This window comes from Microvirga sesbaniae (assembly GCF_025460805.1).
Taxonomy (GTDB): Bacteria; Pseudomonadota; Alphaproteobacteria; order Rhizobiales; family Beijerinckiaceae; genus Microvirga; species Microvirga sesbaniae.
This window is the reverse complement of record NZ_JAMXFJ010000003.1, coordinates 331,925-347,230: the sequence shown is the minus strand read 5'-3', so window position 1 is coordinate 347,230 and position 15,306 is coordinate 331,925. Positions and strand designations below refer to the sequence as shown.

Genomic DNA, 15,306 nt, shown 5'->3' with positions numbered 1-15,306 from the left:
GAAGCATGGTTTGATCTCCGTGTTCCCAGTATGTTCATCTTTGTTCATCGGATGTTCTGTGTAAAGCCTGTGCGGAACCCAGGCGCGGGACGGAGTCAACAAAGCGTTAAAAGGCACCGGCCGGCGTCTTCGCCACCAGGCTCGCCAGCGCATCGTGCGGATAAGCGGGTCCGGCATTCGGCGGCGCGGCCCTTCGGGTCGGCTCGAACGATGCGCTCATCAAGGAGTGCAGCATCGGAATGGATCCCGAAAGCGGGTCCACTTTTTCCGTCCGATGCTCGAGCACCGTCGCTTTCAGGTTTGCGAATCTCTTAGGGCAGCTGGACGATCAGGCCGTCGCGGATCGTCACGCGGCGGTCCATGCGGGCCGCGAGATCCATGTTGTGGGTGGCGATCAGGGCCGCGAGCTTGGAGGCCCGGACGATGGCCACCAGCGTCTGGAACACCCGATCGGCCGTGTTGGGATCGAGGTTGCCGGTCGGCTCGTCGGCGAGCAGCAGCCGGGGGGCGTTGGCGACGGCGCGTGCGATGGCGACGCGCTGCTGCTCACCACCGGACAGCTCCCCGGGACGGTGATCGAGACGCTTGCCGAGACCCAGGAAGGTCAAGAGCTGGGTCCCCCGATCCTGGGCTTCCGTCCGCGACAGGCCCCGAATGAGCTGCGGAATCACCACGTTCTCGAGGGCCGAGAATTCCGGCAGGAGATGGTGGAACTGGTAGACGAAGCCGAGCTCCTCCCGCCGGACGCGCGTGCGCTCCTGATCGTTCATGGAGGCCGTCGGCTTCGAGCCTACGAAAACCTGTCCGCCATCGGGTTTCTCAAGAAGGCCCGCCAGGTGAAGAAGGGTCGACTTGCCCGTCCCCGAGGGAGCGATGAGGGCCACGATCTCGCCCGGCCAAATCGCGAGATCGGCACCGCGCAGCACCTCGAGGAAGCTGTCTCCCTGCGGGTAGCGGCGCTCGACCTTGGAGAGATAGAGGGCGGGTTGGGACTGGGCTGCCGACATACTCAACCGTAACGCAACGCTTCGACCGGATCGAGCTTCGCGGCCCGCCAGGAGGGATAGAGGGTCGCCAGAAGCGACAGAACCATCGCCATGATCAGGATGGTCGCCACTTCGGTCGGGTTCACCTCGGCGGGCAGCCGGCTCAGGAAGTAGAGTTCCGCCGGGAACAGATTGGTGTTCGTCAACCGCGAGATGACGTCCCGAATGGTTTCGACATTGAGCGCAAGCAGCAGGCCGAGGCCGAAGCCTGCAATCGTCCCGACGATGCCGATCGAAGCGCCCGTGATCAGGAACACCCGCATGACCGCCCCTCGGGTCGCTCCCATGGTGCGCAGGATCGCGATGTCCTCCGACTTGTCCTTCACGAGCATGATCAGCCCGGAGATGATGTTGAGCGCCGCCACGAGCACGATCAGTGTCAGGATCAGGAACATCACGTTCCGCTCGACCTCCAGCGCGCCGAAGAATGTTCGATTACGCTGACGCCAATCGGTCATCAGGATCGGCCGGCCCGCCGCCTCGTCGATCGCCGCGCGAGCCGCATCCACCCGATCGGCATTGTCGAGATAGACCTCGATGAGCTGCACGTCGTTGTTGCGGTTGAAGTAGTTCTGAGCCTCGGTCAGCGGCATGAACACGAAGGTCGAGTCGAACTCCGACATGCCGATCTCGAAGATCGCCTTGACCGGATAGCCTTTCACCCTGGGCGCGGTGCCGAACGGTGTCGATGCTCCGCGCGGCGTGATGAGCGTGAAGGTGTCGCCGGCCTGGAGCGACAGCGCATCGGCAAGACGGCGGCCGATCGCCACCCCCTCGCCTTCCTCGAAATTCTCGAGCGTTCCCTGGCGCAGATTGCCCGCGATATGGTCGATCTTGCGCAGATCGTCAGCCCGGATGCCCCGCACGAGAACGCCGCTGCCGTTGTACTGCGAGGAGCCGAAGGCCTGCCCCTCGACGAGAGGAATGGCCCGCTTGACGCCCGGCACCGCGGCGATCCGCGCCGCGACCTCCGGGTAGTCGGTGAGCGGGCTCTCCAGCGGCGCCACGAAGATATGGCCGTTGATGCCGACGATCTTGTCGAGCAGCTCCTTGCGGAATCCGTTCATGACCGAGAGCACCACGATCAGTGTCGCGACACCGAGCATGATACCCAGGAAGGAGAAGCCGGCAATGACCGACACGAAACCCTCGCGCCGCCGCGTGCGCAGGTAACGCCCGGCGAGCATCCACTCGAAGAGCGAGAAGGGTTTGGTCCCGGCCGGTCCCGTGCCGGCTTTTCTGTCCTTGGCCATGTCGGCTTATTGACGAACCGTGAGGCGAGCGATCACGTCCTCGAGCGCAAGATGCTCGCGCTGTCCCGTTGCCCGATGCTTCAATTCCACCTTGCCCTCGGCGAGACCTTTGGGTCCGATCAGAACCTGCCACGGAACCCCGATGAGATCGGCCGTGGCGAATTTTCCACCAGGACGCTCGTCCCGATCGTCGTAGAGAACGTCCCGTCCTGCCGCTTCCAGCTCGCGATAGAGGCGCTCGGAAGCGGCGTCCGTCGCGGCGTCGCCGGCCTTCAGGTTCAGGATCGCCACGTCGAAGGGAGCGACGGCTTCCGGCCAGATGATCCCGCTCTCGTCGTGGCTCGCCTCGATGATGGCGGCGATCAGCCGGCTCGGCCCGATGCCGTAGGAGCCCATATGGACCGGCCTCTCCTGCCCGTCGGGCCCCATCACCTTCGCGCCCATGGGCTCCGAATACTTGGTGCCGAAGTAGAAGATGTGGCCGACCTCGATGCCGCGGGCGGACATCTTCTTGTCGTCCGGAACCGCCTCGAAGGCCGAGGCCTCGTGCATCTCGGAGGTGGCTGCGTAGAGCGACGTCCACCTGTCCACGGTGCTCTGGAGGCCCGGAACATCGTCGAAGTCCGTCTCGGCGGGCGGAATGTCGAAGTTCAGGTAATCCGCGTGGCAGAACACCTCGCTCTCGCCGGTCGAGGCCAGGATGATGAACTCGTGGCTGAGATTGCCCCCGATGGGACCCGTGTCGGCGCGCATCGGGATCGCCTTCAGGCCCATGCGGGCGAAAGTCCGAAGATAGGCCACGAACATCTTGTTGTAGGAATGCACGGCGCCGGCCTGATCCAGATCGAAGGAATAGGCGTCCTTCATCAGGAACTCGCGCGAGCGCATGACGCCGAAGCGCGGCCGCACCTCGTCCCGGAACTTCCACTGGATATGGTAGAGGTTCAACGGCAGATCCTTGTAGGAGCGCACATAGCCCCGGAAGATCTCGGTGACCATCTCCTCGTTGGTCGGGCCGAACAGCATGTCGCGCTCATGACGGTCCCGGATGCGCAGCATCTCCTTGCCGTAGGCGTCATAGCGGCCGGATTCCCGCCAGAGATCCGCCGACTGGATCGTCGGCATGAGAAGCTCGAGGGCGCCGGAGCGGTTCTGCTCCTCGCGGACGATCGCGTTGACCTTGTTCAGGACCTTCAAGCCGAGGGGGAGCCAGGCATAGATTCCGGCCGCCTCCTGCCGGATCATTCCGGCGCGCAGCATCAAACGGTGGGAGACGATCTCCGCCTCCTTCGGCGTCTCGCGGAGGATGGGGAGGAAGTAGCGGCTCAAACGCATGGGACGCCTTTGGATCTCGGTCAGAACAGGAGAAAGGTAGCGACTCGCTTCCAGCACACAACACAGGCCTCGGGGAAAAGACAAGCTGTCATCGCCCCATCGGGCCTGCGGCGAGATGGATTAGACCAAAGATCAATACAAGAAATGCCGAAAAATGCATCAGGAGGTGCCCATAAAAGGTGACACGGTCGGGCAAGGTGACTATAAACGAACCGCTAACGTCTGAGGCCTTCCAAGGTCAAAGGCTACGGTCCGAGTTTCGGGAGGAACAAGATCCCCAAGTGCCCTGAGGCGCTGGTCTGAGAAAGCCAGGGATCAAAAATTGCCAAAAGGCAGTTCAGGCAAGGCGAAAGCCTTGCTTTTCTTTTTTCGGCTCCTTCTCTTCTTGGTTCTAGATCATCGGACCCGAACGTGGACCCATGTTTGGGCTCGGATCCGATGCTCCACTCTTGGCTGGCGCATCGTTCGACCCGGAGCCTCGAACAATCGGGATCACCGGGACAAGCCCGGTGATGACGTAGCGGGTGGCATGAGCGGGTGATGATACCTTCCACACGTCATGGCCGGCCTTGTGCCGGCCATCCCGATTGCTTCGGGCTCAGCGCTTCAGACAAGCGGGATCACCGGGACAAGCCCGGTGATGACGTGGAGGGGAGAGACGGCTCCTTCTGCGCCCGATGCTTCAAGCTTTTGTTCGGGAGCATCTTTTCGCGCAAAACCGCTTCCCACTTTTGCGCCCGATGCTCTAGAGACCGGCCAAAGGAAAAACCGCCGCAGCCACGACCAGCACGACGGACGCGACCAGTGTCGTCCAAATGGCCTTTTCCCGAAGCGCCGGAAGGGCTGGGGCTCCTGGCTCGCTCCCCTGGACCACGTCCCCGCTTTCGACCTGGCTGCGGACACCGAACGGCAGGACCGCGAAGAGCAGGATCCACCAGATCACGAAGTAGAGCGCCAAGCCTCCGCTGACGCGCAGGCCGAAGGCTTGGACAGCCGCCGTGACGGCGAGACCGGACACGACCACGACGACCGCGATCGTGGACCAGAGCGATCCCGAAAGGGCTTTTACGAGATTTATCAACAGCTTGTCCTCACGCCTGCTCGAGCTCGATGAGCGTGCCGTTGAAGTCCTTGGGATGCAGGAAGAGCACCGGCTTCCCGTGGGCTCCGATCTTCGGCTCTCCGGAGCCGAGCACCCTGGCGCCGGAATCCAGAAGCCGGTCGCGGGCCGCGATGATGTCGTCGACTTCGTAGCAGACGTGATGCACCCCGCCGTCCGGGTTCTTCTCGAGGAAACGGGCGATGGGCGATCCCTCTCCCAGGGGCTCGAGAAGCTCGATCTTGGTGTTGGGCAGCGTGATGAAAACCACCGTGACGCCGTGCTCGTCCAGGGCCTCCGGTGCCGAGACGTCCGCCCCGAGAGTCTTCCGGTACAGGTCCGAAGCGGCCGCGAGGTCGGGCACCGCTATGGCAACGTGATTGAGGCGTCCGATCATAGGCGCTCCCCTGTCAGCTCCTAGGCCTCGATGACCAGCACATGGCAGGCGGGCTTCTTGCCCCATTCCTGGTTCACGGCTGCGCGGACGGCCCGGTGGACGGCATTCTCGACCGCCTCCGGATCCCGTCGCTTGGCTTTGGGGAGCCCGTCGAGCAGGTCGGCCACGGTGTCCGCGATCACGTCGGTCAGGTCACGCCCCTGTCTGGTCTTGTCCGGGATGCCCATGGCGTCGATCACGGGATCGCCGACGAGCTCGCCCCGGTCGTCGATGGCGATCGCCACGGTGACGATTCCCGCGAAGGCAAGCTTGCGGCGCTCCGGCAGCGCCCGCTCGCCGGCTCCGATGACGATGTTGCCGTCGCGGTAGAGTCGCCCAGCGGGGATATTGTCCACGATCTCGGCCGGGCCGGGCGAAAGGCGCACCAGCGATCCGTTCTTGGCCCGGACGACTTCCTTCACGCCTTGAGCCCGCGCGAACTTCGCGTGCTCGCTCAGGTGCAGGGGCTCGCCATGGGCCGGAATGGCGATGCGGGGACGGGTCCACTGGTACATCTGCGCCAGCTCGCCGCGACGCGGATGTCCGGACACGTGCACCAGTTCCGTCCGGTCGGTGATCACCTCGATGCCCTGCTCGATCAGATTGTTGATGATCGAGCCGACAGCCTTCTCGTTCCCGGGGATCGCACGCGACGAGAAAATCACCCGGTCTCCTGCGGACAGCGCGATGTCCGGGTGCTCGTCCTGAGCGATCCGGGCGAGAGCCGCCCGGGGCTCGCCCTGCGACCCGGTCAGGATCGCCACGATCTTGTCACGGGGCATGTAGCCGAAGTTTTCCGTGGAGCGGAACTCCGGCAGGTCGTCCAGGAAACCGCACTCCTTGGCGACCTCGACCACCCGATCCATGGCACGGCCGACAACGACCACCTCGCGGCCACACTCGCGGGCCGCCTCGGCCACCGAGCGAATGCGGGCGACATTGGACGCGAAGGTGGTGACCGCGACCCGGTGCGGGGCATCCTTGATCAACTGGGCCAGATTCCGGGCGACGTCGGACTCGCTCGGACTCGTGCCGTCGCGGACCACATTGGTGGAATCACAGATGAGCGCCAACACCCCTTCATCGCCCAGGGCCCGGAAGCTGTCTTCCGAGGTCAGGCTGCCAAGGTAGGGCGTGTTGTCGAGCTTCCAGTCGCCCGTATGCACCACCAAACCGTGCGGCGTGCGGATCGCAAGAGCGTTCGATTCCGGAATCGAATGGGCGACCGGCACGTACTCGATCTCGAAGGCACCAAGCTTCAGGCGTTGCCCGGGGACGATCTCGTTCAGGTCGACCTTCGGCGCATCCGCTTCGGACAGACGTCGTGTCTCCAGGAGGCCGATGGCGAACCGCGTTGCATAGACCGGCGCACGGAGGCGCGGCCACATCTCCACCAGAGCGCCGATGTGGTCCTCGTGCGCATGGGTGATGAAGATCCCGAGAAGATTGTGCCGCTCCTCTTCGATGAACCGCAGGTCGGGATAGACGACATCGATCCCGGGCAGGTTTTCCTCGCCGCCGAAACCCATGCCGCAATCGACCAGAATCCACTGCCGATCGTCCTCGGGGCCGAAGCCGTAGAGGGCAGCGTTCATGCCGATTTCGCCGAGTCCTCCAAGGGGAAGAAAGACCAATTCATCCTGGTGGGAAGCCATTAAGTTCCAGACCTTTTCGAGCCAGCGTCAGGCTTTGCTATATCGTGCAGCGAATGGGGAAAATAAAGGTCGCCCGCGTCGATGAGTTCCATTCCGGCATTGCTTTTCAGCTGAAGGCGCCCGGACGAGTCGAGCCCGTCGAAGACCCCTGTTTTCTCGCCCGAAGGAAGTCGAAGCGTCACCTGCCGGCCGAGCCCTGCCGCACGCTCCATCCAGAGCCGCCGGATCGCGCCGAACGGGTCCGATCCATGGCCACGGGACGAGGACCGCCACGCCGAGAAGGTCCGGGCGAAGGCCGAGGACAGGGTGGTGAACACTTCCTCCCTGGTCAGGCCCGGGCGAACATGCTGCAGCGCTGCTGCCGGATAAGGCGTTCCGCTCGGGGCGAAGGCGACATTGACGCCGAACCCGATCACGATGGCCAGAGGCCCGTCCGGCTGCAACCGGTGGCCTTCCAGCAGAAGGCCCGACACCTTCGCACCGTCGAGCAGGAGGTCATTCGGCCATTTCAGGGCCAGACGCGGTGCGCCGATCCTTGAGACGGCCTCGACGGCCTCGTGGAGCGCCAGCCCGGCCACGAAGCCGAGCTGGGGTGCCGAGCGCAGATCGCACGGATCGATCAGGAGCAGGCTGGCATAGAGGTTGCCCGGGGGCGACGACCATTGACGACCGTGCCGCCCTCTCCCGGCCAGCTGCTCGCGGGCCGTGATCCAGAGCTGGCCCGGATCACCCGCGCGGGCCGCCTGCAGAGCATCGTCGTTCGTCGAGTTCGTCGCCTCGAGCGACAGAAGCCGGTAGCCGGCGGCCTCGGTCTCGGGCGACAGACGCACGGTCAGAACAAGGAGCGCGCGGCGGCGCCCGCTGCATTGACGATCGGGGCAGGCACCAGCCAGAACAGCAGGACCACGGCGCTCGAGACGACGAGGACGAAGCTCACGCCCGGAGACATGCGCTCGAACCGCTCCACCGGTGCATCGAAATACATGACCTTGACGATGCGCAGGTAGTAATAGGCGCCGATGACGCTCGTCACGACGCCGATCACGGCCAGGGTCACGAGGTTGGCCTGGATCGCCGCGGCGAAGACGTAGAACTTGGCGAAGAAGCCCGCCAGCGGCGGGATGCCGGCCAGCGAGAACATCATCATGGCCAGGCAGAACGCGAGCGCGGGGTGAGTGCGGGCCAGACCTGAAAGATCGTCGATGGACTCGAACATCACGTTTCCGCGGCGCATGCCGAGGATCACCGCGAAGGTGCCGAGCGTCATGGCGAGGTAGATGGCCATGTAGACCACAACGCCCTGGATGCCCTCCGGCGTGCCAGCAGCCAGGCCGATCAGCGCGTAGCCCACGTTGCCGATGGACGAATAGGCCATCAGGCGCTTGAGGTTGCGCTGACCGATGGCCGCGAAGGATCCGAGGGCCATCGAGGCGATCGAGATGAAGACGATGATCTGCTGCCACTGGACCAGGATGCCCGGGAAGGCATCGATGAACACGCGGGTGGCCATGGCCATGCCGGCCATCTTGGGGGCGGCCGCGAAGAAGGCCGTCACGGGGGTCGGCGACCCTTCGTACACGTCCGGCGTCCACATGTGGAACGGCACGGCCGAGATCTTGAAGGCGATGCCGGCCGCCACGAAGACGAGGCCCACGACGGCGCCGATGCCGACATTCCCCTGCAGGACGGATGCGATGACCGGGAAGGACACGCTGCCGCTGAAGCCATAGACCAGGGAAGCGCCGTAGAGCAGCATGCCCGACGAAAGCGCCCCGAGCACGAAATACTTCAGACCGGCTTCCGTCGAACGTTCGTTGTCACGGTCGAAGGCCGCGATGACATAGGACGACAGGCTGAGCAGTTCGAGGCCGAGATAAAGCGCGATCAGATCATTCGCCGAGATGACCATCATCATGCCGATGGTCGAGAGCACGATCAGGATCGGGTACTCGAACCGGTAAATGCCCTCGCGCCTCATGTAGTCCAGGGACAGGATGATGCCCCCGGCCGACGCAAGGAGCGTCAGCGCTTTCATGAACTTGGCGAAGCCGTCCACCACGAAGGAGCCGGCCATGGTCTCGACCCGCTCCGAGGGGAGCATCAGGACCGCCACGAAGGTCACGGCGAGCAGCGCGAGCGCGATAATGCTCATGCCGTAGCCGGGGCGCTCGCCGCGGAACGCGCCGAACAGGACCAGGACAAGAACTCCGACTGCCATCAGGATCTCTGGCAGCAGCGGACCGAAAGCGGGAATGGCGAGGGCGGGGTTCATCGTGACCTCAGTGTGCCGCAACAGCGGCCGTTTTCACGGTGGCGAGCGCAGCCTGGACGCTGTTCATGAGCGCATCCGTCGGTGCCGCGAAGGCATCAAGGATCGGGCCCGGCTGGACGCCGTAATAGATGATGAGCAGGATAAGGGGCGCGAAGGTGATGATCTCGCGACGGTTCAGGTCCGTGATGCCCTGCAGGGCCGGCTTCTCGAGGGGTCCGTAGACCACGCGACGGTAGAGCCAGAGCGCATAGGCGGCCGAGAGGATCACGCCGGTCGCCGCAAAGAACGCCACCCAGGTGTTCGACCGGAAGGCTCCCATCAGGGTCAGGAACTCGCCGATGAAGCCCGAGGTCCCGGGCAGGGCCACGTTCGCCATGGTCAGGATGAGGAACACCACCGCGTAGAGCGGCATGCGGTTGACGAGGCCGCCATAGGCCTTGATCTCGCGGGTATGCATGCGGTCGTAGATCACGCCGACGCTCAGGAACAGCGCGCCGGAGATCAGACCGTGCGAGATCATGGTGAACATGGCGCCCTGGATGCCCTGCTCGTTCATGCTGAACAGGCCCATGGTCACGAAGCCCATATGCGCCACCGACGAATAGGCGATCAGCTTCTTGATGTCCTCCTGCATCAGGGCGACCAGCGAGGTGTAGATGATCGCGATGACGGACAGCGCATAGACCAGCGGCGCGAAATAGAGCGACGCATCCGGGAACATGGGCAGGGACACTCGGATGAAGCCGTAGCCGCCCATCTTGAGCAGGACGCCCGCCAGGATGACGGAGCCGGCCGTCGGGGCTTCCACGTGAGCGTCCGGCAGCCAGGTATGGACCGGCCACATGGGCATCTTCACCGCGAAGGACGCGAAGAAGGCCAGCCAGAGCCAGATCTGCAGGTTCGGCGCGAACTTGAAGGCCAGCAGCGTCGGGATATCGGTGGTCCCGGCGGCCCAGTACATGGCCATGATGGCCAGGAGCATCAGGACCGACCCGAGCAGCGTATAGAGGAAGAACTTGAAGCTCGCATAGATGCGGCGCTTGCCGCCCCAGATGCCGATGATGAGGAACATCGGGATCAGGCCCGCCTCGAAGAACAGGTAGAAGAGCACGAGGTCGAGGGCGCAGAACACGCCGATCATCGTGGTCTCGAGCACAAGGAAGGCGACGAAGTACTCCTTGACCCGGTTCTCGATCGACTCCCACGAGGCCAGGATGCAGAACGGCATCAGGAACGTGGTGAGCAGGACGAGCGGCATCGAGAAGCCGTCGACGCCAAGCTTGAACCGGATCGTCTCGGTCAGCCAGGAATGGCTTTCCACGAGCTGGAACGAGGCCGAAGCAACATCGAAACGTGCCCACGCCACAAGGGACAGCAGGAAGGTCGCGATGGTCGTGGCAAGCGCCGCCCAGCGCGCATTCGAGCGGGCAGCCTCGCTGTCGCCGCGCAGGGTCAGGATGAAGGCCGCTCCGACGAGAGGCAGGATGAGAAGGCCGGAGAGGATGCCGAAGCCGAGCATTAGTGGGCTCCCCTGAAGAGATAGAAGGTCACGAGAGCCGCAACGCCGATCAGCATCGCAAAGGCATAGTGATAGACGTAGCCCGTCTGCACCCGCACCACGCCGCGCGTCACGTCGAGAACGCGGGCGGAGATGCCGTCGGGCCCGAGGCCGTCGATGATCCGCTGGTCACCGGTGCGCCAGAGGAAGCGCCCGATCGCCATGGCGGGCCGTACGAAGATCGCGTCGTAGAGCTCGTCGAAGTACCACTTGTTGAGCAGGAACCGGTACAGGATCGGGTGGTCGGCCGCCAGCTTCGCCGGCTGCTTGGCGTCGATGATGTACATGTACACTGCGACCAGGAAGCCGAGGATCATCATGATCGTGGGCAGAAGCGGGACCCAGCCCGGAAGATGGTGCATCGTCTCCAGGATATGGTTGTTCGGCCCCGTGAAGAGCGCTCCCTTCCAGAACTCCTCGTAGCCCTCCCCGATGAACGCACCGTGGAAGATGACGCCGGCCAGAACCGCCCCGATGGCGAGCACGAGCAGCGGCACGAGCATCACGAGCGGGCTCTCGTGCGGCATGTGCGAGCCGTGGTGCCCGTGGGCGTGGTCGTCATGAGCGTGATCGTCATGGCCGTGCTCGTGCTGGGCATGAGAGCCCGGCTCGACGTCATGGCCGGACTCGTCGTGCTCCACGCCCTCGTGCGCGCTCGGGGTATGGTGTCCATGGCCCCAGCGGGCGGTTCCCTCAAAGGTGAGGAAGAACAGGCGCCAGGAATAGAACGAGGTCATGAACGCGGCGACGACCGTGGCCAGGAAGGCGAAGGAGCCTGCCGACGAATGAGCCGCATAGGCCGCCTCGATGATCGCGTCCTTGGAGTAGTAGCCCGCCGTGAACGGGAAACCCGTCAGCGCCAGCGTGCCGACCGCCATCATGGCCGTGGTGAAGGGGATGTAGCGGCGCAGGGCCCCCATGTGGCGGATATCCTGCTCATGATGCATGGCGTGGATGACCGAGCCGGCACCCAGGAACAGCAGAGCCTTGAAGAAGGCGTGCGTGAACAGGTGGAACACGCCGGCGCTGTAGGCTCCGACGCCCAGGCCGACGAACATGTAGCCGAGCTGCGAGCAGGTCGAATAGGCGATCACCCGCTTGATGTCGTTCTGAACCAGGCCGATGGTCGCGGCGAAGAAGGCCGTGATGCCGCCGATCACCGTCACGACGGTCAGAGCGGCCGGCGCATATTCGAAGACTGGGGACAGACGGGCAACCATGAACACGCCCGCCGTCACCATGGTGGCGGCATGGATGAGAGCCGAGACCGGGGTCGGGCCCTCCATCGCGTCCGGGAGCCAGGTGTGCAGCAGGAACTGGGCCGACTTGCCCATGGCGCCCATGAACAGCAGCAGGCAGGCGATCGTCAGCGCGTGCCATTCGATCCCCAGGAAGGTGAAGCGCGCGTTCGCGAACTCGGCGACGCGCGGGAAGATCCCGTCGAAGGTCACGCCGTTGAACAGGACGAAGATCGTGAAGATGCCGAGCAGGAAGCCGAAGTCGCCGACGCGGTTGACGATGAAGGCCTTCATGGCGGCCGCGTTGGCCGAGTCCTTCTGGTACCAGAAGCCGATGAGGAGATAGCTCGCGAGACCGACCCCCTCCCAGCCGAAGAACATCTGGATGAGGTTGTCCGCCGTCACCAGCATGAGCATGGCGAAGGTGAAGAGCGAGAGATAGGCGAAGAAGCGCGGACGGTGCGGGTCCTCGTGCATGTAGCCGATCGAATAGAGATGAACCAGCGCCGACACCGTGTTCACGACGACCAGCATCATGGCCGTCAGCGTGTCGATCCGGAACGCCCAATCGACCTGAAGGTCGCCCACCGACATCCACTGGGCCACCTGGACGCGGGTGGCGCCCTCGCCGAAGCCGACGTGAATGAAGGAAATCCAGGACAGGACCGCCGCGATGAAGAGCAGCGCCGTGGTGATGAGCTCGCTGGGACGGGCTCCGAGGACGCGCCCGAAGATGCCTGCGATGAGGAAGCCGACGAGCGGCAGGAAGACGATTGCGTGATACATTGTCGTTTACTTCGCCGTTCGGGCTTAGCCCCTCAACCTGTTGACGTCTTCGACTGCGATCGACCCGCGGTTGCGGAAGAAGACCACGAGAATGGCAAGGCCGATGGCCGCCTCCGCTGCCGCGACGGTGAGGATCAGCATGGCGAAGATCTGGCCGACGATGTCGTTCAGGTGGGTCGAGAAGGCGACCATGTTGATGTTCACGGCGAGCAGGATCAGCTCGACCGACATCAGGATGACGATCACGTTCTTCCGGTTGATGAAGATCCCGAACACCCCGAGCGTGAAGAGCACGGCCGCGACGGTAAGGTAATGGCCCAGTCCGATAACCATTGCGTGCCTCCTTAGATGCCCTGCCGGAAGGGAACCTTCCGGACCTCCACGGCAGTCTCCTGCGTCCTGGCGTTCTGCTTGGAAATATCCTGGCGCCGCACGCCGACCCGCTCGCGCAGGGTCAGCACGATGGCGCCGATCATGGCGACCAGCAGGATCAGGCCGGCCGCCTGGAAGAAGTAGAAGTAGCGGGTGTAGAGAACCTGGCCGAGCGCCTCGGTGTTGGTCATGACGTCGGGCGCCGGGATCGGAACGGCCGGCGAGCGGACGAGGCCCGGATCGACCGCATAGGCTCCGACGACGAGGATCAGCTCGAGGAGGAAGATCACCCCGATCACGCCGCCGACCGGCAGATACTGCAGGAAGCCCTGGCGAAGCGCCGCGAAGTCCACGTCGAGCATCATGACCACGAAGAGGAAGAGCACCGCGACCGCCCCCACATAGACGATGACCAGGATCATCGCCAGGAACTCGGCTCCCATCATCAGGAACAGGCCCGCCGCGTTGACGAAGGCCAGGATGAGGAAGAGCACCGACTGCACGGGATTGCGGGAGGCAATCACCATGAAGCCGGAGGCGACCGTGATCGTCGCGAACAGATAGAAGAAGGCGGCAGTGACCGTCATGCTCAGCTTAAGCCGCCCGAGGCGGCCCCTTCCGACGTGGCGCCGGAGAATCCGGCGGCCTGTCTATAAAATCCGAATCCGACGGGCACAACCCGCCGGACCTGCTTGCCCCCTGCCCTTGCCGGGCGGAAGGCGTTCCTACCGGTAGGGCGCGGTCTTCGCGATGTTGCGCGCGATCTCACGCTCCCAGCGCTCCCCGTTCTCGAGAAGCTTGGCCTTGTCGTAGTAGAGCTCCTCGCGGGTCTCGACCGAGAACTCGAAATTCGGGCCCTCGACGATGGCGTCCACCGGGCAGGCCTCCTGGCACATGCCGCAATAGATGCACTTCACCATGTCGATGTCGTAACGCGTCGTCCGGCGGGTGCCGTCGTTGCGCCGCGGGCCGGCCTCGATGGTGATGGCCTGGGCCGGGCAGATCGCCTCGCAGAGCTTGCACGCGATGCAGCGCTCTTCCCCGTTGGGGTAGCGGCGCAGGGCGTGCTCGCCGCGGAAGCGAGGTCCGCGATGGCCCATTTCAAACGGATAGTTGAGGGTCGCCTTCGGCTTGAAGAAGTACTTCACCGTCAGGATGAAGCCTGAGATGAACTCCTTCAGCAGGAGGGACTGGGCGATGCGGTCGAGATGCATGCCGATCTCCTTTAGCGGACGCCCGGCGCGTTGCCGGTGGCCATCAGGACGGCCGCCACGATGACGACCATGGCCAGGGAGAGCGGAAGGAAGACCTTCCAGCCGAGGCGCATGAGCTGATCGTAGCGGTAGCGTGGGACCAGGGCTTTCACCATGGCGATGAGCAGGAAGAGGAAACTCGCCTTGAGGACGAACCAGATCACGCCCGGCACCCAGGTGAAGGGCGCGAATGGGATCGGCGACAGCCACCCACCGAGGAACAGGATCGTGCCCAGCGCACACATGGTCATGATGGCCACGTACTCGCCGAGCATGAAGAGCAGGTACGGGGTGGAGGAATACTCCACCATGTAGCCGGCCACGAGCTCGGATTCGGCCTCCGGGAGGTCGAACGGGGGACGGTTCGTCTCGGCCATGGCCGAGATGAAGAACACCACGAACATCGGGAACAGCGGCAGCCAGTACCAGCCGAAGAGGCCGAGGCGGGTGTTCTGCGACTCGACGATGGCCGAGAGGTTCAGCGTCCCGGCGCACATGAGCACCGTCACGATCACGAACCCGATCGACACCTCGTAGGAGACCATCTGGGCCGCGGAGCGCAGCGCTCCGAGGAATGGATACTTCGAATTCGAAGCCCAGCCGCCCATGATGACGCCGTAGACGCCGAGCGACGAGATCGCGAAGATGTAGAGAATGCCCACGTTGATGTCGGCGATGGCCCAGCCCGCATTGAGCGGGATCACCGCCCAGGCGGCCAGCGAGAGCGTGCACATCACCAGGGGGGCGAGCAGGAACATGCCCTTGTTGGCCGGCGCCGGGATCACCGGCTCCTTCAGGACGAACTTGAGCAGATCGGCGAAGGACTGGAGCAGGCCCCAGGGCCCGACCACGTTCGGGCCGCGGCGGAGCTGGACGGCCGCCCAGACCTTGCGGTCGGCATAGAGCGCATAGGCGATGAAGATGAGCAGAGCCACCAGCATGAGCAGGCTTTTGCCCAGCATGATCGCGACTGCGAGGAGGATGTCACCAAGGTCCATGATCG

At 64.1% G+C, this 15,306-nt stretch carries 15 protein-coding genes; all 15 read right to left on the bottom strand.

All coding sequences use genetic code 11. The annotated features are described in order from the left end of the window. Window positions 1-106: 106 nt before the first annotated feature. The 15 genes from OCW50_RS06910 to nuoH all read right to left on the bottom strand — a co-directional run bounded on the left by OCW50_RS06910 (window position 107) and on the right by nuoH (window position 15,301). On the bottom strand, window positions 107-286 hold the full coding sequence (locus OCW50_RS06910) for a hypothetical protein (protein ID WP_262296911.1): 180 nt from the start codon (window positions 284-286) through the stop codon (window positions 107-109). A gap of 25 nt (window positions 287-311) precedes the next feature. Then, a complete protein-coding gene (locus OCW50_RS06905; protein WP_262296910.1) occupies window positions 312-1,007 on the bottom strand; it encodes an ABC transporter ATP-binding protein in 696 nt (231 codons plus the stop codon). A gap of 2 nt (window positions 1,008-1,009) precedes the next feature. Continuing rightward, a complete protein-coding gene (locus OCW50_RS06900) occupies window positions 1,010-2,299 on the bottom strand; it encodes a lipoprotein-releasing ABC transporter permease subunit (protein WP_262268919.1) in 1,290 nt (429 codons plus the stop codon). 6 nt (window positions 2,300-2,305) lie between these two features. Next, window positions 2,306-3,634: a proline--tRNA ligase gene (gene proS, locus OCW50_RS06895; protein WP_262268918.1), complete on the bottom strand. Its 1,329-nt coding sequence runs from the start codon at window positions 3,632-3,634 to the stop codon at window positions 2,306-2,308. A 745-nt stretch (window positions 3,635-4,379) separates the two neighbouring features. After that, window positions 4,380-4,715 (bottom strand): DUF1467 family protein, encoded by a 336-nt coding sequence (locus tag OCW50_RS06890; RefSeq protein ID WP_315974403.1) that lies wholly within the window; start codon window positions 4,713-4,715, stop codon window positions 4,380-4,382. 10 nt (window positions 4,716-4,725) lie between these two features. Continuing rightward, window positions 4,726-5,130, bottom strand: coding sequence for a methylmalonyl-CoA epimerase (mce, locus tag OCW50_RS06885; protein ID WP_262296909.1), 405 nt, complete (start codon window positions 5,128-5,130; stop codon window positions 4,726-4,728). 20 nt (window positions 5,131-5,150) lie between these two features. Continuing rightward, window positions 5,151-6,824 (bottom strand): ribonuclease J, encoded by a 1,674-nt coding sequence (locus OCW50_RS06880; protein ID WP_262268915.1) that lies wholly within the window; start codon window positions 6,822-6,824, stop codon window positions 5,151-5,153. Continuing rightward, window positions 6,824-7,654, bottom strand: coding sequence for a biotin--[acetyl-CoA-carboxylase] ligase (locus OCW50_RS06875; protein ID WP_262268914.1), 831 nt, complete (start codon window positions 7,652-7,654; stop codon window positions 6,824-6,826). Before OCW50_RS06875 ends, OCW50_RS06880 begins: the two co-directional genes overlap by 1 nt. A 2-nt stretch (window positions 7,655-7,656) precedes the next feature. Continuing rightward, on the bottom strand, window positions 7,657-9,096 hold the full coding sequence (gene nuoN, locus OCW50_RS06870; RefSeq protein ID WP_262268913.1) for an NADH-quinone oxidoreductase subunit NuoN: 1,440 nt from the start codon (window positions 9,094-9,096) through the stop codon (window positions 7,657-7,659). Window positions 9,097-9,103: 7 nt separating this feature from the next. Next, a complete protein-coding gene (locus OCW50_RS06865; protein ID WP_262296908.1) occupies window positions 9,104-10,615 on the bottom strand; it encodes an NADH-quinone oxidoreductase subunit M in 1,512 nt (503 codons plus the stop codon). Further along, complete coding sequence (nuoL, locus tag OCW50_RS06860) at window positions 10,615-12,678, bottom strand: NADH-quinone oxidoreductase subunit L (protein WP_262296907.1); 2,064 nt, start codon at window positions 12,676-12,678, stop codon at window positions 10,615-10,617. Before nuoL ends, OCW50_RS06865 begins: the two co-directional genes overlap by 1 nt. A 24-nt stretch (window positions 12,679-12,702) precedes the next feature. Beyond that, window positions 12,703-13,011 carry an NADH-quinone oxidoreductase subunit NuoK gene (nuoK, locus tag OCW50_RS06855; RefSeq protein ID WP_173950489.1) on the bottom strand — a complete coding sequence of 103 codons (309 nt, stop codon included), beginning with the start codon at window positions 13,009-13,011 and terminating at the stop codon, window positions 12,703-12,705. Window positions 13,012-13,022: 11 nt separating this feature from the next. Further along, window positions 13,023-13,637 (bottom strand): NADH-quinone oxidoreductase subunit J, encoded by a 615-nt coding sequence (locus OCW50_RS06850; protein WP_262296906.1) that lies wholly within the window; start codon window positions 13,635-13,637, stop codon window positions 13,023-13,025. Between the two features lie 138 nt (window positions 13,638-13,775). After that, window positions 13,776-14,264 carry an NADH-quinone oxidoreductase subunit NuoI gene (gene nuoI, locus OCW50_RS06845; protein WP_210811803.1) on the bottom strand — a complete coding sequence of 163 codons (489 nt, stop codon included), beginning with the start codon at window positions 14,262-14,264 and terminating at the stop codon, window positions 13,776-13,778. A gap of 11 nt (window positions 14,265-14,275) precedes the next feature. After that, window positions 14,276-15,301 (bottom strand): NADH-quinone oxidoreductase subunit NuoH, encoded by a 1,026-nt coding sequence (gene nuoH / locus OCW50_RS06840; protein ID WP_262296905.1) that lies wholly within the window; start codon window positions 15,299-15,301, stop codon window positions 14,276-14,278. Window positions 15,302-15,306 lie beyond the last annotated feature (5 nt).